Raw genomic sequence first — 20,350 nt, forward strand, 5'->3', positions numbered from 1 at the left:
TTAGCCATCGAGGCGTGTGTCGGTTTCGTCACGCCCGGGCCATTCCGGCAAGTCGCGGCCGGTTGCTTCGGCCAGCACCGTGCGGGCATTCTCCAGGATCAGCTGGGCTCGCGTCTTCAACCTGTCGGTGCCGAGAATAGCCTCGGCGACTTCCGGCTGGGAGATCAGCAGCATGACCTCGTCGAGACATTCACAGAGATCCGCCGACGCGGCGATAATCTGGGCATTCCCCTGCCTTTCCAGCGGGGCGCCTGCCCAGCTCATAGTGCCGATCTCTGCCGGTGCATTGCCGCGAGCGTAGGACCAGAGCTCGCCACTCGTATTCATTCGCCACGGGCCGGGTGTGTATTTGGGCATTGGGCACAATCCTTGATCTTGCTGGGACAGCTTAGAGACGGATCGCCCGTGTCGGCAATGCTGCCGGACCACGGCAGATGGCATCCCGAGAGAAAAGACAGACGGAAGCTGCGAAAAACAGACTGTCAGACATGGGATTCTCAGGACGCCACGACTCTGCTATGATTCCACTAGATATTGTAGGTCCGTTGAGGAACCCGATGAAATTTACCCATATTTGTGCCGTCACGTTGTTGCTTGCACTTGGCGGATGCGGCCTCGGCGACCTCTTTGGAAGCGGCAGCGAGGAGCTGCGGGTACGCGCTTATGTGCGGGATGAACTCGACCGCGCGGAAGCGGTGCGTGGCCCACGCCGACGGCTGTATATTGACGAGAGGGTTTCCGAAACCGTGGCCGCGGCAGATACCGGCGATGCCCGCCTCTCGGAGATGGAAGACACGCTCGGTCGCTTGAAGACCGATCTCAATATCGTCGCCCGCAAGGTCGAGAAGCGGATCGCCCTTGGCGCCAGTGCTCCTGCCGGAACTGCCACGGCGCGCGCGCCGGCGCAAGCAGCGACCGTTGACCCGGAACAGCTTTCAGAGATTCAAGCGGATGTCGATGCTGCCCTTAGGGCGGTCAGCAAGCTGAATGCTGATCAGGAGGCGGCGGACGCGCGCGCGAATGCCCGATTCGAACGGTTGGAATTGCGGACCAGCGAGCTGAGCTGGCCGGAAGAGACCGGTGGCAGAGGGCTACATCTGGCCTCTTATCGGACCCATGAGGCCGCGCTGGCAGGATGGGAGTTGCTGCGTACGGAGTTCCCGGAACTGCTGGCTGCTCAGGACCCGCTCTTTGTCGAAGTCGATACTGTTGCAGGATTGTTTATTCGCCTGGTGGTCGGCGCCGGGCAGAGCCAGAGCTGGCTAACCAGGGCCAGGGATCAAATCCGAGCCGAGGGTGAATACGCCATGATAATGCCGATTCCTTCGGCACAGACGTCAAGTACACCGCGGGAGATGAAGCTCCCGCCGCCACCTAAAGTACTGATTCCCGGCTCCTGATCAGGAGCGTTTTTTTCTGTGGGGGTGTGGTGCCGCAGGAGGGACTCGAACCCCCGACCTCATCATTACGAATGACGCGCTCTACCACCTGAGCTACTGCGGCGTCTCCCTCGCGGGAACGGCTACTTAAGCCCTCACGGCTGTTGGTGCAAGGGGAAAATCGGCTCGCGCAAGCATGCTGGTCCTGGCGGCAGTTCCGCTCCGGATAGGAACTGCCGGGCTCAGCGGATTCGCGCCAGGTTTGCCTCGAACCGGTCAAGGGCGCTACCAAGGCCGGATCCTTCGACGGCAACATTCTCGGCGAGGCTGCGCACTCTTGCCGCCGCGTCTGCCGCGGCCCGTCCGGCCACGCCGACCTCAGACAGCCTGTCCCGCATTGCTTCCGAGCGTGCGGTCGTCTGCTGGCTTATTGACGAAATATTCCGGGTCTCCTGATTGTGCTGGTCGATAGCGGCGCGGATATTTTCGGCCGAACTCAGCAGGTGGTCCATTGCGTTGGTCGCGCTTTCGAAGGCGTCGCTGCTGACGTCTGTTGCTTCAGCGAAGGACACCACCTCTTCGCCAATTTGCCGCGACAGGTTGGAGACGGATGCGGCGAGAGACTTCACTTCCCGGGCAACGACCGCGAACCCCAGACCGGTTTCGCCCGCGTGGGCTGCTTCGATGGCGGCATTCAGGGCCAGAAGATGGGTTTGACCCGAGATCCGGTCGATCGACTCCGCGATGCTCTTGATGTTCAGGATCGAGCTGGAGAATGCGCTCACTGCGGAATGACCGGTCTTCAGCACCTGATGGCTTTCGGTCGCAGCGCGCGCGGTATCGGTAGCATGTGTCTGGATCACTGAAACGGAACTGTCCAGGCGCTCCGATGCTTCCTCCATGCCCGTCAGCATCTCTGACATCGTCATGGTTTCGTCGGTCAGCAATTCTTGTTGTGTGACGGCATTGTCCGCTTCCTCCGTCACCTGGTCCGAGAGGTCACGCATGTGTCCGGCAGCGTCCATAACGCTTGCCACAGCGCCGCGGACGGCGGTTTCGAAGTCGGCGGCGATTGCATCGAGCGCCCTGGTGGCCTTCTCCCTTTCACAGACGCGGGCGAGTTGATCCCCGATGAAAGCCATCAGTCCCGCGAGCTCCGCATCAAGTTCGGCTGTCTCCTCGCTGAAGAACTCAAGCACGGCGACGACGTCATTCTCTGAGATGACCGGGAAGGCAAAGGCGCCTTTGAGCCCGAGCGATTGAGCGGCCTTCGCCCTGACGAAGCCCGGGTGAACCCGCACATCCGGTATCCGGGTCCAGGATACGCTCTCCATCACCTGCCCGATCATGCCCTGCCCAGAGGAGAACACGGTCGCTTCGCTTGCCTCGATGAACTCGGATCGTGCACGGCTGGAAATGCGGGAGGCCCAATACCAGATTCGGGCGCTCTCCATCGTGCCGGCCTCTGGCGTGCGAAGATATGCATGACCGGATTGCCAGTTCATGAACGCGCAGATTGCTTCAAGGGCGGGGGCGAGGCATTGCTGCAGGCTTTCAGCCTCTGTTGTGCTGTCGGCAACCTCGCTGAACAGACTGATGCAGTTACCGATCGAAAGCGTGCTGGGCAGGCCGGTAAAAGCCGAAGCGGCAGGCCGACCGGAATGCGAATTGTGCAGTGATTGCAGCATGGTTTCCCCCAACGGTCCGATTTCGGATGGATTTGGCAGGGTTTGTGCGCTGCAACATTGTTGCCAGATTCGGACCTGGTATCGATTTTCTGGCGGTATTGTTTGATAAGTATCGATAAATCTTTGCTGTGTCGGATTTGACCTGATCTCGATTGGGTTTCGCCTAAAATTTGAAATGATTAATTTTTACGCAATCCAAAGGCGTTTTGCCGTCTGCATGGACAGTCTGGTTGTTCAGTTCTGGTAGCGGTTCGCTGTTCGTTTTTCCGTTGCGGCAAGGGCGCTTAGTCCGGGGAAGATTTCAGATTCTAGGAACTCGAGTCGTCGCTGGAAGCTGCCGCCATGTGAGGCGAACCGCTCTTCCCAGAGGTTCAGCTTGACGACAAGTCCGCATAGAACGCTGCCGGTGGCTCCATGCTGCTCAACGATCTGTGCGCGCAGTGTGTGAAAGGACTCGGCTGTAGGGTCTTCCCAAAAATGGCTGGAACTCTGATCGAAATGGTCGAATCGCTGTTTAACTGACGCGACGATCCCGTACAGCGCCTGCATGGCCTGCGTTGTCCTGCTCTGGAGAGAAGGATTGCTTTGGGCGATCGATGAGCCGAGCAGCTCCTGAACCCAGGGGCGGAAATGTTTGATGCGTTCTTCCGACTCGGTCAGGCAGCTGCGGAAATAGGAGAACCCGAGGAAAGTGTCGCCGTAATTTTCGAGAAAGCGCGGGATCGCGGACACATCGGTTTCAAGATCGGCCGCCAGTTTTTCCAGCTCACAGAGGACGGTATCCCGATCCGGATTGCGCAGATACTCGACCAGATTTCCGTAGCTGCCGAGGGCGGCGCCATCCTTTGCAAAAAGCCGGCGGACGATCGGCCTCGTATATTGTTTCATGAGCTGGGTCAGCTCTCGGTATTTTTCCGGGGAAAGCCGAAGTGCATCATAATTCTCGAACCCGATATCCAACTCTCGCAGCGCCACGCGCAGGGTGTAGACGTCGTAGCTGCCGATGGCCGCGAGGCGCTTCAGGATCGCAACGTCGCTCATCAATTCCGGGGCTTGGGAGTTGAAGTGATCGGGCAGGTGGTCCGGCTGGATTTGTCCGCTGCCCGAGCCACTGTCTCTAAACAGTTCCACGACGGCGTGAAGCTGTGCGTTCTTGATCAGGGAATGGCGCCTCAAAGCCATGGTCTTGAGCGGAAGCAGACCGAGGGGCAGCCGGTACAGGCTGTCCATATCAGCAGTGTCGATGTGCGAGCCGACGGGACCGGGTTCGGTGGCGCCAACCTCTGAAAGGGAAATTGCCATGCCATTGTATGAGCAATTTCAGTGCCTGCCGGAGGACTCGTCATGACTCCAAACACTTATCGCGTGATGGTGAGTTGGAACCTGAACGTGTTGTGTATGTCCATACTCTGAAAAGGGTCGGAATTGCCTAGCAGAGGGCAAGAGATTCCGGGCATTTGGAGCGAACTCGACCTGCGTGAGCACTATGCCGAGCGGGGAAAACCCAGTTCTTCGACAAGCTCCGGAACCGAAGGGACAGGCTCGATCTGGATATTAAGGCTGTTTTCGGCGGGGCTGGGAACAAGCCACAAGCCGAGAAGCAGGTCGTTTACGGCCATGCCGTCCATCGACAATGGAAGCACCATGCTGAAGCATCGTCTCGGGATTCCGCTGGTGCCTTCAAAAGCCGCTGTTTGTGCCGCCGGCTTCCGGGATTCAGCAACAGTGCGCATCAGGCGGAATATATTTGAGCGGTTGGTCGCGGGCTGGTGCTGTGCTCCAGCCGTACTGCCGGGTTTCAGGCTGCGTGACAATTCACCGATACGTCCGCCGATAAGCTCGTAGCGATAATCGTCCGGTATTGCCTTCAGCAAGGCGAGATGGGGAAGCAGGCGGGGACCAAATTTCAGCGGATCCAGCAGTCTGCGAGGCTTCCCAACCGGTAATGTCGCCCAGACATTGTATAGTCTGCAGATGCTGTCTCGGTTCACCAGCAATTGCGTGCTTTCTTGCGCCACAGTCTGCCTCCTGAACTTAGAAAAATATTTTAGTACAAATTGAACGAAATTCAATTTTTTTGGATTCGGGTGTGAAACCAGCTTCCTGCGCCTTGGAAAACGGACTGCGATCCCGAGGCTCTGAGGGGCATGCGGAAAGCTGGTTTGTCATGGCGGTAGCGCTGGTATAATCTCCCCAACGGACTGTGGTCCCGACAGGATACGGAGCGTTGTCAGGGAATGGCTGAAGCCAGCATGGAATCCAGGGTTGCGGCCCTGTGCCTCGAAAAAGGACTGAAGATGACGGAGCCGCGCCGGGTGATTGCGCGCGTCCTGTCCGAGGCAGAGGATCATCCCGATGTGGAATCCTTGCATGAGCGGGTGCGTGAGATCGATCGTTCGATCTCGATCGCGACCGTTTACCGGACCATGAAGCTGTTCGAGGAAGCGAATATCGTCACCAAGCGCGATTTCGGCGATGGCCGGGCGCGTTATGAGGAAATCAATGGTGAGGAAGACCATCATCACCACATGATCGACGTGACGACGGGTAACGTGATCGAGTTCTATAACGAGGAACTCGAGGCCCTGAAGGAATATATTGCACGGGAACTCGGGTTCGAGCTGGTGGACCATCACCTCGAACTGTTCGGCGTTCCGGTGAAGAAGGCGGAAGTGAAAGCGGCGCCTAAATATAAGCCGAAGGCCAAGACGAAGATCATCAGCGGCAAGCCGCCGGCCTAATCTTTCCGAATTAAACAAACCAACCCGTGAGTGAAGCGCCTGCCCGCTAGAGTCGTAGGCGGTTCATGTCATGCATCTGAACGGTCAATCAGATGCATGAAGGACCCGAAGACGGTCCCGATTCGCGCACCGATCTCGCCGAGATCCGATCCCGAAGCATCTGTAATCCGGAATAGCGGAGCGCTGCCTGTTGCCCCGGCCGTGGCGGCATAATGGAATTCATGCCCACGCCAGATGCTTCCCGCCGGTCCGAGCGGGGTGTCCGCGAGCATCGTGGCGATTCGGTAGCCGAGATGGCGCTTGGGTACCGCGAAGCTTGTCGCATGCGGAAGCAATCCGGCCATGCGGTGAACCACACCATCGGCATCCGTCAGAGTTTGCCCAAGGGTCATGTAACCGCCGCACTCACCATAGATCCGGGCGCCGGCACGGGCATGCGCGCACAGGCCCTCCATGAAGATCGTTGCCGCGGCGAGGCGGGCGGCATGCAGCTCCGGATAGCCGCCCGGCAGAAAGACTGCATCCACATCCGGGGCTGGTGCTTCGTCACCGAGCGGAGAGAAGAAAGAAAGCTCCGCCCCGGCGTTGCGCCAGCCATCGAGAACATGCGGATATGAGAAAGCGAAGGCGGCATCCCGTGCAACCGCGATTCGCTGGCCGAGCGGTGGTAGCGGCGGGGCAACGGCAGCGGCGCCGGTTGCGGTGGTGCGGGGCGATGCGGCTTCCATGATCACGTCGAGAGCGAGATCGTCCGACATCCGGTCAGCCGCCGCGTCGAGAAAGGCGTCGAGATCGGGATGTTCTCCCGCTTGAACCAGACCGAGATGGCGGCTTGGCCGGGCGATCTGGGTGTCCGACCGGACGGCGCCGAGTACGGCATGCCCAGCCTTGGCAAGCGCCTGGCGCAGCATCGCCTCGTGTTTCTCGCTGCTCACCTTGTTCAGGATCACGCCCGCCAGCCGGACATCCGGGTCGAACCGGGCGAAGCCTTCAACCAGTGCGGCAACGGATTGGGCTTGCCGGGCCGCATCGACAACCAGTAACACCGGCCAGCCGGTGAGGCGCGCGAGGCTGGCTGTTGAGCCATCCGCCAACGGGGCCGGGGCATTGCCGAGGTGGGCGCCGTCGAACAGGCCCATGACGCCCTCGACGATGGTGAGCGCCGGTTTGGGAGAGAGCTGAGCCGACAGCGTATCCGGCCGCATCGCCCAGCTATCGAGATTGACGCAAGCGCGGCCGGTGGCGGCGGCATGGAAGGCGGGATCGATATAGTCCGGGCCGATCTTCGAGCTGGCAACATCGATGCCTTTGCGCCGGAGCGCCCGGAGCAGGCCGAGCGTGACCGTGGTCTTGCCGCTGCCAGAGGCCGGTGCGGCGATGATCAGGCCCTTTGACACATGCTTATCCGGTCTGCTTCGTGTCGCTCTTGCCGAGACCAAGCGGGTCAGCCTGGAGCCTCTTGCCGGCGGCGGCACCGAGCCAGTCGAGCCCGGCGCGCAGCCGCACAATCTCGCCGATGGCGACGATGGCGGGCGGCTTTACGTCATGCAGGCGGATATCTTCCGCCGCGCGGCCAAGGGTGGTTTCGAGCACCTGCATGTCCGGCATGGAGGCGTTGGTGACAAGCGCGACCGGCTCGTCCGGGCTGCGCCCGGCAGCCATCAGCTTGTCTGCGATCGCGCCCAGATGCTTGATTGCCATGTAGAGAATCAGCGCCGGGCTGCCCTGGGCGACCGCATCCCAGTCGACCCCGGTGACATTACCGGTGGCATCGTGCCCGGTGATCATGGTGATGGCGTGATTGGTGTCCCGGTGGGTCAGCGGAATGCCGGCGAAGGCAAGGCCGCCGATCCCGGCCGTGATGCCGGGGCAGATCCGGAACGGAATACCCGCCTGGACGAGAGACAGGGCCTCCTCACCGCCGCGCCCGAACACAAACGGATCGCCGCCCTTGAGACGCAGCACACGCAGGTCCTGCTTGGCGAGCTGGATCAGCCGCAGGGTAATGTCGGCCTGTTTCGGCGACGGCTTGCCGCCGCGCTTGCCGGCATATTCACGGGGTGTATCGGCGGGGGCGAGCGCCAGGATATCTTCGCTGACCAGCGCGTCATAGACGATCACGTCGGCGGCCTGCATGGCTGCATGGGCCTGCAGGGTCAGAAGCCCGGCATGGCCCGGCCCGGCACCCACCAGCCAGACGCTGCCCGGTGCGAAGTCAGCGGTGAAATCTGTCACGTTTGTCATGGCTCAGACCCTACTCCCGCACCGGGGTGTTTTCCAGCGCGGCGGAAGATGATGTTTCATTCTGAAAATACCGGTGGGCGAGACGATGATCTACTGCCTCTGCGTCCAGAAGCCGCGTGAATTCGACATGGAAGCGTAGCGCCGGACCGGTTAAGAGGTTTCATGGCAAGAAAACCGGACGGACCGCTGAGACGAGGCTGGACCACGGGCGCATGCGCGACGGCGGCGACCAAGGCCGCCTACACGGCATTGCTGACCGGCGCGTTCCCCGATCCGGTCTCCATCACCTTGCCGAAAGGGGAGCAGCCGGACTTTGCATTGGCTCGCGAAGCGCTGGGCGATGGTGTGGCCAGCGCCGCCATTATCAAGGATGCGGGCGACGATCCGGATGTGACGCATCTTGCCACCATCGTCTCGACGGTGCGGGTTGGTGCGCCCGGTAGCGGTGTGGTGTTCAAGGCGGGCGAGGGTGTCGGCATGGTGACCCGCGACGGCCTGCCGATCCCGCCGGGCGAGCCCGCGATCAACCCGGTGCCGCGTGAGCTGATGCGCGGTGTCGTGGCGGAAGTTGCCCGCACCCATGGCGGCAGTGGTGACGTGGAAATCGAGATTTCCGTGCCAGGTGGCGAGGCGCTGGCGAAGAAAACCTGGAATCCGCGGCTCGGGATTGTCGGCGGGTTGTCGATCCTCGGCACCACCGGCGTCGTGATTCCATTTTCCTGTTCAGCCTGGATTCATTCCATCCATCGCGGCATCGACGTTGCCCGCGCCGGGGGATTCCCGTTGGTCGCCGCCTGCACCGGCTCGACCTCGGAAGCGGCAGTGGTCCGTCGGCACGGGCTGGACGAGATCGCCTTGCTGGACATGGGCGACTTTGTTGGCGGCATGCTGAAATATCTGCGCCGTCACCCCTTGCCGAAAGTGTTGATCGGCGGCGGCTTCGCCAAGCTGGCGAAACTGGCGCAGGGCCATATGGATCTGCATTCAGGCCGCAGCCAGGTGGATATGGATTGGTTGGCCGAACAGCTTGCGGCGGTGGGCGGTGATGCGGCTCTGGTTGCACGGGCGAGGGGCGGTAACACCGCGCTCGAAGTTTTGAATATGGCGCTGGAGGCCGGGTTGCCGCTGGGCGACCGGATCGGCGCGCTGGCCCGCGCTGAAGCGGCTGCAATGGTCGCGGGCACGGAAGTGGAAATTATTGTCGAGGTGTTCGACCGCACGGGCAATCTGGTCGGTGCGGCGGGAGAGATCTGAGGATGGCACGTATTCTGGTGCTCGGCGGAACGGATCTCGCCAATGCATTCGTCGAGGCACTCCGAGTGGCGCATCCGGACCTTGAAATCGTGCTGTCGCTGGCGGGGCGGACCCGCAACCCGAAACTGCCGGACTGCGTAATTCGCACCGGCGGCTTCGGCGGTGCGGAGGGGCTGGCGTCCTATCTCCGGGAAGAGGGCATTTCAGCGCTGGTCGATGCAACCCATCCCTATGCTGCGCAAATCTCTGCCAATGCCGCGAAAGCAGCGTCGGAGGTCGGAACGCCCTGTCTGCATCTGGTGCGCCCTGCCTGGGAGCAGGCATCCGGTGATAATTGGCATCACGCACATGACTACGAGGAAGCGGCAAGGCATCTGGATGCGCTGTCGCAAACCCATCCGCTGACGGTCTTCCTGACGGTGGGGCGGCAGGAACTTGAGCCGTTTCACTATTTGATGAACGGCACCCATGTTGTTCGTGCGGTCGAACAACCGGACGAGGCGGAGTTACCGCCCGGCGCCCGCGTGGTGCTGGCGCGCGGCCCGTTCCAGGAAGCGGACGAGACGGCGTTCCTGAAGGATAACGCGATCGATGTCATCGTCTCAAAGAACAGCGGCGGCACGGCCACCTACGGCAAGATCCTCGCCGCCCGGTCACTCCGTATGCCAGTGGTGATGGTTGCGCGCCCCCCCCTGCCGGAGGGGGAGATTGTCGGAGACGTGGAAAGCGCGCTCACCTGGGTGGAGAGAATTCTTTAATCGTCATCCCTGCGCACGCAGGGACCCAGGGAAGTCAGCGCAACCCTTTGATCACCTAGGCCCCGGCTCACTGGCAGGAACAACGGCTGGGGTTTTTCTTCGTCCCGGTGCTGCGACAAGCAGGCCCGCTGCTGTGATCAGTACCATGCCGCACACCGTCAGCAGATCTGGTTGTTCGGCGAAGAAGACAAAACCCCAGAGCGCTGCAGAGACCAGATAGGCATAGTCAAACGTTGCGATGACCGATGGTGGCGCGATCTGGTAGGCCTTGGCCGTGCCGGCGGAATAGAGCGCCATGAGTGCGCCGAGAAGCGCCATTACACCCCATTCCCGGACTCCCATGGCTCCCCAGTCGCCAAGCAGGAACGGCGCGCTTCCTTGTGTCCCTTCGTCGAGGTTCGCGAGGGCGAGCAGTATCGTGAGGATCAGCCCGGTGATGAGGAACGCGCTGTTGAGAGTGAAGGAAAGTGTCAGCGGCGTTTCATCGCGGCACTTGCTCCGTGTCAGAATCATCGAGAGGGAATAGAGCAGGGCGGCCAGCAGGGGCAGGAGCGCGTACCAGGAAAAGGCATCAGTGCCCGGCCGGAGAATGGCGACGACACCGAGAAAACCAAGCAGGACACCGCCCCAGCGGCGCGGGGAGACTTTTTCGCCGATCAATGCGGCGGAGAGCAGGGCGGTGATGATCGGGTTTGTATAGACGGCGACGGCGGCGACCGAAAGTTTGAGTTCCGGCAGCGAAGCGTAAAACGCGATCCAGGTGAGCACCAGCAAGACGCTGCGCAGCCAGGTCCAGCTCGGCGTACGCGGCCGGAATCCGGCTTTCCTCACAAGTATCAGGGGGACCAGAATAGGAAGTGCCATGAGTGCGCGTGCGGCAAAAACCTGCCACAGAGTGAGCTCGGCACTGACCAGCTTCACCACCGCATCGGCAAAGGCCATGAACAGTACCGAGATCAGGATGCAGGCAATACCGAAGGCGATCCGGTCCGGCCGCATACCGTCACACTGTTCCATACTCCATCCTGCCAGAGCCAAAATCAGGGAGGCAAATTAGTGACTGTTATTTGATGTCACTAAATGTTTCCAAGAAAAATTTCATCGTTTCGGCGATGATTTTCGGGTCTGGATGTCGAGGTTCCCCATTCCATGATGAAACATCATGGGGCGCGCCAAAACTGGGAGAGAAATGGATATTAGACCATCTAACAATTTCAAAAGACGGCCAGTAAATGATTTTTTCGGAGATTCTGTTCAACGCTTCATCAACGGCCAACCTGATTGTTGATTTAGACAGGAAGTCATCGATAAATACATTTCTTACTGTCGCTGTTGTGCTTAAGGGTATGGGTGAGACTGTCACAATAATTGTGCAATTTGGGTTGAATTTTTTAATTCGAGATATAATGTACTCAATGTTATCGGCATTTTTTGAAACGTTTGTTTGTTGTAATATGGATCCTTTTCCGGGTTTGCTCTGAATTTCGTGTGTTTGGTGGTCAACAAGAACAAATGATACGCCAAACGTTAAAATTACAATTTCAGCATCATGAAGAATTTTATGACATTGATCTAATGTTTTTCCGCGAATAATTGTTTCAAGCCAATTTTTATTTTCTTCATTAGTTTTTTCATTTATTATTATATCAATAATGGCTTTGTTTGCAAAAGTGTTGTTAAGGTTTTCCGAAATATCAAAATGATCGCAATGCGCGAGACCTTCTTTTTTCAAGGAATCGATGACATTTCCAGCAAAACATGAACCTTGAGCTAAAATTTTGCTGTTTTTCTTGATCAGCTTATCTTGATTGTGCGTGATGTCTGAGAATGCCTCTCGGATAAAAACCGAGAAATCTGAAAACGCGTTGATGTCGGTCGGGTATCGAGATGGCCTAAAGTTCAAAATTTCATCCAGTATGAAATAGGTTTCGTGATGGTTTTGTTTTGTAAACCTTGGTGAGTGTCACGTTTGGGAGGGTGCTTAAAATGTCATTCTGCGAATTTATTTCTACTAATTATTTATTTTCAAACCCTGATGCTGCGTTGACGCACCGATGCTAAACTGCACGATTTTGCGAGTGGCGGAACGTGGGGACAATAAAAAACTGAAGTTCTTCATTTTTTGACAAAATGCTCATAACACTAATACGTTATTAAGTGATGCTCTTTTCAGGCCGCAAAACATGCGTGTGCTCGGCGTCATAGAGCGCGCTGTCCCGGAAATTTTTCTCGCTCAACACCCGGCCGACCATGATCAGGGCAGTCCGGGTGATCTTGGCCGCGCGGACCTTGCCGCGGATATCTGACAGCGTGCCGCGGATGATCTGCTGGTCCGGCCAGCTTGCGCGGTAGATCACGGCGACCGGGCAGTCCGCGCCGTAATGCGGTGTCAGGGCGCGTTCGATATGGCGCAGATTGCGGATCGAGAGATGGATGGCCAGCGTCGCTTTTGAGCGGCCGAGTTCTTCCAGCTCCTCGCCCTCGGGCATGGCGCTGGATTGCATCGTCGTCCGGGTCAGGATCAGCGTCTGGCTGATTTCCGGCAGGGTCAGCTCGGTTTCGAGCGCCGCCGCCGCCGCCGTATAGGCGGGCACGCCGGGGATGATCTCGAACGCGATACCCAGGGCGCGCAGGCGGCGGATCTGCTCCGCGATGGCGCCATAGAGCGACGGGTCGCCGGAATGCACCCGGGCGACATCGTGGCCCGCCGCGTGGGCGGCCTCGATATCCGCCAGGATCTCGTCCAGCGTCATTGGTGCCGTGTCGATCACCTTGGCGCCCTCCGGCGCGTGTGCCACGACCGCTTCCGGTACCAGCGAGCCGGCATAGAGGCAGACCGGGCAGCGGGCGATCAGGTCCCGGCCCTTGATGGTCAGCAGGTCCGGATCGCCGGGACCGGCGCCGATGAAATAGACGGTCATTGTGCAGCCTCTGAGTTTTTGTCCGCGCGGATAGAGGTGCCGGCCTTACCGGCATAGCCGCGCGGGGTATAGACGTGCTTGCCGTTGAACCGGGTCTCGCTGGAGCCGACCATGACCAGCGTCAGCATGTCGACCTGATCGACGGAAAGATCCTGAAGAGTGGTGACGGTGATTGTCTCTTCATCGCGGCCGAGGGAGCGGCCGAGGATCACCGGTGTCTCCGGCGGGCGGTGCTGCAACAGCACGTCACGGGCATAGGCGAGCTGGGTCCGGCGGCGCATCGAGACCGGGTTGTAGAAGGAGATCACGAAATCCCCTTCCGCTGCCGCCTTCACTCTCTGCTGGATTGCTTCCCACGGGGTCAGCAGGTCGGAAAGGGAGATGGTGCAGAAATCATGGCCGAGCGGCGCGCCGATCCGGGCGGCGCAGGCTTGTAGGGCGGAGATGCCGGGCGTCACCCAGACATGCAGCCGCTCCCAGTCTTTCCGGCCCGCCTTGTCCAGCAGCTCATAGACCAGCGTCGCCATGGCGTAGATGCCGATATCGCCGGAAGACACCAGCACGACCGACTTGCCTTCCGCCGCGAGATCGAGCGCATAGGCGGCGCGTTTCTCTTCCTCACCGAGGGCGAAATCATGCCGCTCCTTGCCTGCCGCGAGCGGGCCGAGCAGATCGATATAGAGGCCGTAGCCGACGATCACTTCGGCATCGCGGATGGCCGCATCTGCTTCCGGCGTGCGCCAGTAATCCGCGCCGGGGCCAATCCCGACGAGAGCGAGTTGTCCGCGCGCCGTGCCGGTGGAGGTGACGTCGATCAGTGCGGGAGCTTCGGCGATGGCGCAGGTAGCGCGTTTCGATTTCCGCTTCGGCAGAATCAAGGTCGCGTCCGGCCCGGCGGCGGCAAGGGCCGCGCCTTCGCTGACGCCATGACAGCCGACTTCCCGGAACACCACGTCCGACGGTGTGGCGAGACGCGGTGTTTCTTCTTCCAGCCGGGCCGCATCGAAGAACCGAACCGGTCGACCCAAGTGGGCGCTGAGGGCATGTACTGCCGCTTCATCCATCTTCACATCAATGGAATAGACACCGGCAATAGCCTCGGGGGCGAGATTGTTTTCGGCCAGAGTTTCCTCGACCAGCCGGATCAGCTCTTTCGGCTCCGCATCCCGCTCGCAGCCGACGCCGAGGGCGAGGCGTTCGGGGTGATAGGTCAGGCTATTCGGTGCGGCATCGGCGATTTTGACGGAGGCTGTGATTTGACAACCCGCTGCATCGTCCCGCTTGAGATCAGCGTTAGCCAGCCAGTCCAAAGCCGGATCGATGGCGGCGCTCTCTCCGGCGAGCACGGCTGCGGCGACGCTCTTGTAATCGGCGCCGGGGGCGAGGTGCCAGCCGGCGGGCGGGTTGTCGAGCGCGACACCCAGACTGAGGTCGCTGGCGGTGGTGATCGATGGTGCGATGCCGAGTGCTTGACCGGCCCGGCGGGCCAGATCGTTGGCACCGTGGTGTCCGCCCAGCAATGGCACGACAGCGGAGCCGTCTTCGGCGATGGCCAGCACCGGCGGTTCCGTTTCCTTGTCGGCCAGCAAGGGCGCCAGGATGCGTATCAAGGCTCCGGCGGCGCCGACGAACAGGATGGGCGAGCCGATGGTGAACAGATCGCGCAAGTGCTCTGCGACTTCGGTGAAAACCCGGTCGGCGGGCGCGCTGCGGGCATGCAGCTCCATCTCCAGCGCCTTGGCGAGCTTTTCACCGGTCTCGCGGCCGGAGGGGGAGAGAACGACGATTGTCATAGGCGGCTTCCCTCAAGGAAGGCCTCACCGCGTTTATGCAGGAGGATCATGGAGAAATAGGGGGCGGCGGAGGCGTCCACCTCGGCAAGCGGCAGGCAGCGCTGGCTGTCCATCGTGGCATGTTCGATATAGCGGGCGCCGTCGAGCAGGCCGAGATCTGCCAGCAAGGTTCGGACGCGTTCCAGATGGCGGCCGACCTTCATGATCACGGCGCCGTCCGTGTTCTCCAGCCGGGCGCGCAGAATGTCGTCCGGCAGGGGGGCGGGCAAAACCGTCAGCACGTCATTGCGGGAGACCAGCGGGGCGCCGAGCGCAGCGGCGGAGGCCATCAGGGAAGAGATGCCGGGCACCACTTCGGCCGGGTGCTTCGGGGCCAGCCGTTCATAGAGATACATGAAGGAGCCATAGAAAAATGGATCGCCCTCGCACAGCACGACGACATTCTGGCCCGCGTCGAGCGCCGCGCCGATATGCAGGCTGGCTGTGTCATAGACCTGCGCCGCCGGGAACCGGGAGGTCACCATCGGCATGCGGATGGCGTATTCCCCGCGGCCTTCCGGTATGTGCGGCGCGGCGATCTCTCGGGCCAGACTGTCGCCATCCTCCGGCGCCGGATAGCAGATCAGGTCCGCCGCCTGCAGCCGTTTCAGCGCCTTCAGCGTGATCAGGTCCGGGTCGCCCGGTCCAACGCCGATGCCTGTGAGCAAACCGGTCATGCCGCTATTCCGTCTTTGTCTGCCGCTGGCTTGGTTACTGCCCATTGGGTGACACTCATCAATGGCCGCCAGCCCTGATAGGGGCCTACGGGTTCCGCGCGGGAGACGGCGATGCGGGAAAGCTGTCCGCCGAGGCGCGCCTGCGCCGCGAACAGCACGGCTTCGCCTTCCAGCGTCACCACATTCGCGACCAGTTTTCCGCCGGGCTTCAATGCGGACCAGCAGGAATCCAGTACGCCATCGCCAGTGATTCCGCCGCCGATGAAGATGGCATCCGGTGTTTCAAGGCCATCCAGAGCTTCCGGTGCGCGGCCTTCCACGATCCTGAGAAACGGCACCCCGAGGGCGTCTGCATTGAGCCGGATGGTTTCAATACGTTCCGGACTGCTCTCGATGGCGACGGCTTTCGCCAGCGGGTCCGTGCGCATCCATTCGATGGCGACGGAGCCGGAGCCCGCGCCGACATCCCAGAGCAACTGGCCCGGTCCCGGCCGCAGGGCGGAGAGTGTCGCCGCGCGCACCTCGCGCTTGGTCAGTTGCCCGTCGCTTTCGTAAAGATCGTCATCCAGGCCCGGCGTGGTGCCGAGAGCGACAGGTCTGTTCGGCTGGCACAGCGCCACAGCAATGGTGTTGAAATTGGCACCGGACTGGTGCGGCCAGTCCGACGCCGTTCCGTCGAGCCGACGTTCCGCATCACCGCCCATATGCTCGAACACGCTCATGGTGCTGGCGCCGAACCCGGCACCGGAGAGATAGGCCGCGACCTGCCCTGGTGTCTCCCGGCTGTCGCTCAGCAGCATCAGTTTCAGGCCCGGCTGCAGGGCAGCCGCGAGCAGGGCAAGCGGACGGCCATGCAGGGTCAGTGTCCGGACTTCGGAGAGCGGCCAGGCAAGGCGCGCGGCGACGAGGGAGAAGGCGGACGGTCCCGGATGGATCGCCATTTCATTGGCCGGGAGATGCTTGGCGAGGGTGGCGCCGATGCCGAACTGCATCGGGTCGCCGGTCGCCAGCACCGCGACCGGGCGTCCGCGCATGGTGAGGATCGCCTCGACCAGCGTGCTGAGCGGGGAGGGCCATTCATGCCGTTCGCGCCTGTCGTCAGGCACCATGGCGAGATGCCGGGCGCCGCCGATCAGCACCTCGGCACTGTCCACCAACGCGCGGGCGGTGGGTGTGAGGCCATCCAGCCCGTCCTCGCCGATGCCGATCACACGCAGCCAGGGCGCCTCGGACGTCATCGGCCGGTGCCTTTCCCGGCGAGGATCGCCAGCGCATTCACCGCCGCCGCCGCCATGGCACTGCCGCCGCGCCTGTCCGGCAGGGTGAGGAAAGGCGGCAGGCCTTCGGTTGCCGCCAGTGCCTGCTTCGATTCCGCTGCGCCGACAAAGCCGACCGGAAAACCGAGAATGACGGCTGGGCGCGGGCCGCCAGCAAGGATGCTCTCCATCAGCCGAAACAACGCCGTCGGCGCATTGCCGATGGAGACGACAGCGCCTTCCAGGTGATCCTGCCAGAGCGTCACCTGGGCGGCGGAGAGCGTCGTTCTTTCGGCCTTCGCCATATCGGGCAGGCGCGGATCGCGGATCAGACTGATGACCTCGTTTCCGGCCGGTAGCAACCTTGGTGTCACGCCATGGGCGACCATGGCTGCATCGCAGATGATCGGTGCGCCGGCTGCAAGCGCCGTCCGCCCAGCCGCGACCGCACCGGCTGCGAAGACCAGATCGGGCGCGATCTCCGGCATGCCGCAGGCATGCACGAGGCGCACCGCGACCTCGGCCTCGTCGGCGTCGAAGCGGGAAAGATCAGTCTCCGCCCGGACGATCTCGAAGGATCGCCGGTAGATGGCGGCCGGGTCTTTCTCGTATTCGAAAGTTGGCGCGGTCATGGCGACTGGCCTGATCAGGAATCGGTCAGCGTGCGCGGGCCGAGCGGATGGTCCGCGTGGGGATAGGGGTGATGATGATGGTCGTGCCCGTGTCCGTGATCGTGCCCGTGGTCATGGGAATGTCCGTGCTTGTGATCGTGATCATGGTGGTGCCCATGGTCGTGATCGTGGCTATGGCCACCGCTGTCGTTGATGCCCTCGACATGGTGGTGATGGCTTTCCTGCGGCAGGCCGACCTCGTCCTCGAAGCCGAGCACCTGCTGGCGGTATTTGCACATCTGGCAGTTCATGTTGCCGGTACCGTCGGTGATCTCCCGGACGCGGTCGAGGAAGGTCTCGATCACCAGCGGGTGGTCGTTCAGATACGGCGCCTTGACGAACTCGATCTCCGGATGCCGGGCAGCGACCTTGTCGACATAATCGTAGATCCGGGTGATCAGGATGCCGGTGAAGAGGAAATAGGGGAACACGACGATGCGCTTGTAGCCGAGCTTGGCGGCATGCTCGAGCGCCGGTTCGACCAGCGGGAAGGTGACGCCGGAATAGGCGGTCTCGCCCCAGCCGAAGCCCATGCCTTCCCAGAGCAGGCGCATCACCTTGGAGACGTTCGAGTTGGCGTCCGGGTCCGAGGCGCCGCGGCCGACCACGACCAGCATGGTCTCGTGCCGGGAGATGTTATCGCCTGCTGCTTGCAGGGCTTCCTCGACGCGGGCCGAGGCGGCGCGGATCATCTTCACGTCGATGCCGAGCTCGCGCCCGTAATGGATATTCATGCCGCCCGACTGGGCCTGGTAGGTGTTCAGCACCGAGGGGATGTCGTTCTTGGCGTGACCCGCGGCGAACAGCATGCCCGGCACTGCCAGCACGTCCGTCACACCCTGTTCCTTCAGGGCGTCGAGGCCGGTACGGATGATCGGTGTGGCGAATTCCAGATAGCCGTAATCCACCGGCATGTCCGGCATCTGTTCCTTGATCCGGATCGCGAGTTTCGCGAACTCGTCCACGGCAGCCTGATCGCGGCTGCCATGCCCGCAGACCATCACGCCCAGTTTTCCGGTGATTTTTTTATCTGAAATGCTCATCTCATCCCCCACCGCCGCGTGCACGGGGGCGCGGGAATATTGCCATCCCGGCCACGAGCCGCCGCGGATATCCTTGCTGGATCTATCCGGCCCCGGACGCTCCCGAGGCGCCCGTCACGTCAGTGTCCCGGGCCGAAGTGTTCTGGATAGAGGCTAGGGCGGACCGGGGCAAGTCCGGATCGGACCAATTGCGTCGCCACCGCGACCTCTGCTTCTGTGATGTCATCACTTTGCCCCCTGATCCCGATGAGGGTATCGTGGGCGATTACAAGAGCTTGTTTCCCGGAGGCGGGGCGGCTCGGATGATCAGGAAAGCTTTTTAATGAGTGCCGAATTCACCGACCGCTACAAGCACAAGATCAAGACCGCTGCCGAGATCGCCGAGATTGTCGGCAGCTTCCCGCGCCGTAAGAAGGTGATCATGTGCCACGGGGTGTTCGATGTGGTGCACCCGGGACATCTGCGTCATCTGGGGTTCGCGAAGAGCAAGGCCAAGATCCTGATCGCGAGCCTGACCGCTGACCGGCATATCGCGAAGGGCGTTTATCGCCCGCACGTGCCGGAGCAACTTCGGGCCCTCAATCTCGCGGCGTTTGAAATGGTCGACTATGTCGTGATCGACCAGAACGACAAACCGCTCGACAATTTGCTCGCAATCCAGCCGGATTTTTTCGCGAAGGGTTATGAATATACGGCGCAAGGTCTGCCGCCAAAGACGCAGGAAGAGCTGGACACTGTCCAATCCTACGGTGGCGAGGTGATCTTCACGCCTGGAGATATCGTCTATTCGTCGTCCAGACTGATCGACCTCGAAGCACCGCAGATCCCGATGGAAAAGCTTCTGACCCTGATGGGCCAGGAAGATTTCGGGTTTGACGATCTCTCCTCCACTCTGAGCTCAATGGCCGGGCAAAAGGTTCACGTGATCGGCGATACGATCGTCGACAGTTATACGGAAACCTCGCTGATCGGCGGCCAGACCAAGACGCCGACGATCAGCGTGTCGTACCAGGGCAGGCGCGATTATATCGGCGGTGCGGCGATCGTTGCGAAGCATCTCGCAGCTGCCGGTGCAGAAGTGACCTTTTCCACGGTTCTCGGCTATGACGAATACAAGGATTTTGTCATCGCGGATCAGGAGGCTTCAGGGATCAGACTGAAGCCGATCATCGACCCGACGCGACCGACAACCAACAAGAATGCCATCGTGGCCGGTGGATACCGGCTGCTCAAAATCGACACGCTCGACAATTCCAGCATCTCCGATGACATCCGCGTCCGCCTGGTTAAGCAGATCAAGGCGACGAAAGAAGGCGCGGTCGTCTTTAGCGACTTCCGTCACGGTATTTTCAACCGCCGCACCATCCCTTCTTTGACCGAGGCGATCCGGCCTGACCTGTTCAAGGTTGCCGACAGCCAGGTGGCGAGCCGCTGGGGCAATATCACCGAGTTCAAGGGCTTCGATCTGATCACCCCGAACGAGCGGGAAGCGCGGTTCAGCATCGCGGACCAGGATTCGGGCATCCGCCCGCTGGCCTCCCGGATTTACGACGAGGCGGAATGTCGGACATTGATTCTCAAGCTGGGGGATCGAGGCGTTCTGACTTGCCGGAACGCGGATCACGAAGCGCTCGATTCTTTCTTTGTTGTCGACAGTTTCGCGGACCGGGTGGAAGACGCGGTTGGGGCGGGTGATGCCCTGCTTGCCTATGCGACGCTAGCCATGATGACGCGGGGTAGCGCGCCAATTGCAACAATCCTCGGGTCATTCGCGGCAGCCATAGAGTGCGAGCAGGACGGCAACATTCCGGTCACCCCGGCGGACGTACTGAAAAAGATCTCCGCCGTCGAGCGACGCGCCAAATTCGAGAGCTAGGACGGAGTTT

At 61.0% G+C, this 20,350-nt stretch carries 19 protein-coding genes and 1 tRNA gene; 5 read left to right on the forward strand and 15 right to left on the reverse strand.

Annotated features, from left to right (window positions below; translation table 11 throughout):
- The gene (locus K328_RS0114195; RefSeq protein ID WP_028466537.1) at nucleotides 1-357 is read right to left on the reverse strand and encodes a hypothetical protein; all 357 of its coding nucleotides are present in this window, start codon (nucleotides 355-357) and stop codon (nucleotides 1-3) included.
- 200 nt (nucleotides 358-557) lie between these two features.
- Here K328_RS0114195 and K328_RS0114200 point away from each other — a divergent pair, with 200 nt between their 5' ends.
- Nucleotides 558-1,400, forward strand: coding sequence for a hypothetical protein (locus K328_RS0114200; RefSeq protein ID WP_028466538.1), 843 nt, complete (start codon nucleotides 558-560; stop codon nucleotides 1,398-1,400).
- Between the two features lie 27 nt (nucleotides 1,401-1,427).
- On the opposite strand, the gene K328_RS0114205 is transcribed toward K328_RS0114200, so the two are convergent.
- The 4 genes from K328_RS0114205 to K328_RS0114220 all read right to left on the reverse strand — a co-directional run bounded on the left by K328_RS0114205 (nucleotide 1,428) and on the right by K328_RS0114220 (nucleotide 5,085).
- A tRNA-Thr gene (locus K328_RS0114205) sits at nucleotides 1,428-1,503 on the reverse strand.
- 118 nt (nucleotides 1,504-1,621) lie between these two features.
- The gene (locus tag K328_RS0114210; RefSeq protein WP_028466539.1) at nucleotides 1,622-3,067 is read right to left on the reverse strand and encodes a methyl-accepting chemotaxis protein; all 1,446 of its coding nucleotides are present in this window, start codon (nucleotides 3,065-3,067) and stop codon (nucleotides 1,622-1,624) included.
- Between the two features lie 234 nt (nucleotides 3,068-3,301).
- Complete coding sequence (locus tag K328_RS24140; protein WP_051284928.1) at nucleotides 3,302-4,369, reverse strand: hypothetical protein; 1,068 nt, start codon at nucleotides 4,367-4,369, stop codon at nucleotides 3,302-3,304.
- 182 nt (nucleotides 4,370-4,551) lie between these two features.
- Entirely contained in the window at nucleotides 4,552-5,085 is a 534-nt protein-coding gene (locus K328_RS0114220; RefSeq protein WP_028466540.1) for a PAS domain-containing protein, read from the reverse strand.
- A 234-nt stretch (nucleotides 5,086-5,319) separates the two neighbouring features.
- Here K328_RS0114220 and K328_RS0114225 point away from each other — a divergent pair, with 234 nt between their 5' ends.
- Nucleotides 5,320-5,808 carry a Fur family transcriptional regulator gene (locus K328_RS0114225; RefSeq protein ID WP_051284951.1) on the forward strand — a complete coding sequence of 163 codons (489 nt, stop codon included), beginning with the start codon at nucleotides 5,320-5,322 and terminating at the stop codon, nucleotides 5,806-5,808.
- A 68-nt stretch (nucleotides 5,809-5,876) separates the two neighbouring features.
- Here the strand turns inward: K328_RS0114225 and K328_RS0114230 are convergent, their stop codons facing one another.
- Nucleotides 5,877-7,205 (reverse strand): cobyrinic acid a,c-diamide synthase CobB, encoded by a 1,329-nt coding sequence (locus K328_RS0114230; RefSeq protein ID WP_028466542.1) that lies wholly within the window; start codon nucleotides 7,203-7,205, stop codon nucleotides 5,877-5,879.
- 4 nt (nucleotides 7,206-7,209) lie between these two features.
- A complete protein-coding gene (cobA, locus tag K328_RS0114235; protein ID WP_028466543.1) occupies nucleotides 7,210-8,052 on the reverse strand; it encodes a uroporphyrinogen-III C-methyltransferase in 843 nt (280 codons plus the stop codon).
- Between the two features lie 162 nt (nucleotides 8,053-8,214).
- On the opposite strand from cobA, the gene K328_RS0114240 reads away from it, so the two are divergent.
- Together K328_RS0114240 and K328_RS0114245 are read left to right on the forward strand one after the other, a co-directional pair.
- Nucleotides 8,215-9,306, forward strand: a complete 1,092-nt coding sequence (locus K328_RS0114240) for a cobalt-precorrin-5B (C(1))-methyltransferase (protein ID WP_028466544.1) — start codon at nucleotides 8,215-8,217, stop codon at nucleotides 9,304-9,306.
- 2 nt (nucleotides 9,307-9,308) lie between these two features.
- Nucleotides 9,309-10,064 (forward strand): cobalt-precorrin-6A reductase, encoded by a 756-nt coding sequence (locus tag K328_RS0114245; RefSeq protein WP_036554404.1) that lies wholly within the window; start codon nucleotides 9,309-9,311, stop codon nucleotides 10,062-10,064.
- 51 nt (nucleotides 10,065-10,115) lie between these two features.
- On the opposite strand, the gene K328_RS24145 is transcribed toward K328_RS0114245, so the two are convergent.
- From K328_RS24145 to K328_RS0114280, 8 genes are all read right to left on the reverse strand, one after another.
- The gene (locus tag K328_RS24145) at nucleotides 10,116-11,081 is read right to left on the reverse strand and encodes a DMT family transporter (RefSeq protein WP_084608317.1); all 966 of its coding nucleotides are present in this window, start codon (nucleotides 11,079-11,081) and stop codon (nucleotides 10,116-10,118) included.
- A 46-nt stretch (nucleotides 11,082-11,127) separates the two neighbouring features.
- Nucleotides 11,128-11,967 (reverse strand): GSCFA domain-containing protein, encoded by an 840-nt coding sequence (locus K328_RS26400; protein ID WP_169721212.1) that lies wholly within the window; start codon nucleotides 11,965-11,967, stop codon nucleotides 11,128-11,130.
- A 250-nt stretch (nucleotides 11,968-12,217) separates the two neighbouring features.
- Nucleotides 12,218-12,985: a precorrin-4 C(11)-methyltransferase gene (gene cobM / locus K328_RS0114255; RefSeq protein WP_028466546.1), complete on the reverse strand. Its 768-nt coding sequence runs from the start codon at nucleotides 12,983-12,985 to the stop codon at nucleotides 12,218-12,220.
- Entirely contained in the window at nucleotides 12,982-14,778 is a 1,797-nt protein-coding gene (gene cobJ / locus K328_RS0114260; RefSeq protein ID WP_028466547.1) for a precorrin-3B C(17)-methyltransferase, read from the reverse strand. Before cobJ ends, cobM begins: the two co-directional genes overlap by 4 nt.
- A complete protein-coding gene (gene cobI / locus K328_RS0114265) occupies nucleotides 14,775-15,494 on the reverse strand; it encodes a precorrin-2 C(20)-methyltransferase (RefSeq protein WP_028466548.1) in 720 nt (239 codons plus the stop codon). Before cobI ends, cobJ begins: the two co-directional genes overlap by 4 nt.
- Complete coding sequence (locus tag K328_RS0114270) at nucleotides 15,491-16,732, reverse strand: bifunctional cobalt-precorrin-7 (C(5))-methyltransferase/cobalt-precorrin-6B (C(15))-methyltransferase (RefSeq protein ID WP_028466549.1); 1,242 nt, start codon at nucleotides 16,730-16,732, stop codon at nucleotides 15,491-15,493. The genes cobI and K328_RS0114270 overlap by 4 nt, the downstream gene beginning before the upstream one ends.
- Entirely contained in the window at nucleotides 16,729-17,382 is a 654-nt protein-coding gene (locus K328_RS0114275; RefSeq protein ID WP_028466550.1) for a precorrin-8X methylmutase, read from the reverse strand. Before K328_RS0114275 ends, K328_RS0114270 begins: the two co-directional genes overlap by 4 nt.
- A 14-nt stretch (nucleotides 17,383-17,396) precedes the next feature.
- Complete coding sequence (locus tag K328_RS0114280) at nucleotides 17,397-18,464, reverse strand: sirohydrochlorin chelatase (RefSeq protein WP_036554406.1); 1,068 nt, start codon at nucleotides 18,462-18,464, stop codon at nucleotides 17,397-17,399.
- 322 nt (nucleotides 18,465-18,786) lie between these two features.
- Between K328_RS0114280 and K328_RS0114285 the strand changes: the two genes are divergently transcribed.
- Nucleotides 18,787-20,340, forward strand: a complete 1,554-nt coding sequence (locus K328_RS0114285) for a PfkB family carbohydrate kinase (protein WP_028466552.1) — start codon at nucleotides 18,787-18,789, stop codon at nucleotides 20,338-20,340.
- The last annotated feature ends 10 nt before the right edge of the window (nucleotides 20,341-20,350 follow it).

The sequence above is a fragment of the Nisaea denitrificans DSM 18348 genome (assembly GCF_000426505.1).
GTDB lineage: Bacteria > Pseudomonadota > Alphaproteobacteria > Thalassobaculales > Thalassobaculaceae > Nisaea > Nisaea denitrificans.

What these genes read in the sequence shown, in the direction of transcription:
- K328_RS0114195 (WP_028466537.1), bottom strand. Translation starts at nt 357, where the DNA reads ATGCCCAAATACACACCCGGCCCGTGGCGAATGAATACGAGTGGCGAG.
- K328_RS0114200 (WP_028466538.1), top strand. Translation starts at nt 558, where the DNA reads ATGAAATTTACCCATATTTGTGCCGTCACGTTGTTGCTTGCACTTGGC.
- K328_RS0114210 (WP_028466539.1), bottom strand. Translation starts at nt 3,067, where the DNA reads ATGCTGCAATCACTGCACAATTCGCATTCCGGTCGGCCTGCCGCTTCG.
- K328_RS24140 (WP_051284928.1), bottom strand. Translation starts at nt 4,369, where the DNA reads ATGGCAATTTCCCTTTCAGAGGTTGGCGCCACCGAACCCGGTCCCGTC.
- K328_RS0114225 (WP_051284951.1), top strand. Translation starts at nt 5,320, where the DNA reads ATGGAATCCAGGGTTGCGGCCCTGTGCCTCGAAAAAGGACTGAAGATG.
- cobA (WP_028466543.1), bottom strand. Translation starts at nt 8,052, where the DNA reads ATGACAAACGTGACAGATTTCACCGCTGACTTCGCACCGGGCAGCGTC.
- K328_RS0114240 (WP_028466544.1), top strand. Translation starts at nt 8,215, where the DNA reads ATGGCAAGAAAACCGGACGGACCGCTGAGACGAGGCTGGACCACGGGC.
- K328_RS0114245 (WP_036554404.1), top strand. Translation starts at nt 9,309, where the DNA reads ATGGCACGTATTCTGGTGCTCGGCGGAACGGATCTCGCCAATGCATTC.
- K328_RS24145 (WP_084608317.1), bottom strand. Translation starts at nt 11,081, where the DNA reads ATGGAACAGTGTGACGGTATGCGGCCGGACCGGATCGCCTTCGGTATT.
- cobM (WP_028466546.1), bottom strand. Translation starts at nt 12,985, where the DNA reads ATGACCGTCTATTTCATCGGCGCCGGTCCCGGCGATCCGGACCTGCTG.
- cobJ (WP_028466547.1), bottom strand. Translation starts at nt 14,778, where the DNA reads ATGACAATCGTCGTTCTCTCCCCCTCCGGCCGCGAGACCGGTGAAAAG.
- cobI (WP_028466548.1), bottom strand. Translation starts at nt 15,494, where the DNA reads ATGACCGGTTTGCTCACAGGCATCGGCGTTGGACCGGGCGACCCGGAC.
- K328_RS0114270 (WP_028466549.1), bottom strand. Translation starts at nt 16,732, where the DNA reads ATGACGTCCGAGGCGCCCTGGCTGCGTGTGATCGGCATCGGCGAGGAC.
- K328_RS0114275 (WP_028466550.1), bottom strand. Translation starts at nt 17,382, where the DNA reads ATGACCGCGCCAACTTTCGAATACGAGAAAGACCCGGCCGCCATCTAC.
- K328_RS0114280 (WP_036554406.1), bottom strand. Translation starts at nt 18,464, where the DNA reads ATGAGCATTTCAGATAAAAAAATCACCGGAAAACTGGGCGTGATGGTC.
- K328_RS0114285 (WP_028466552.1), top strand. Translation starts at nt 18,787, where the DNA reads ATGAGTGCCGAATTCACCGACCGCTACAAGCACAAGATCAAGACCGCT.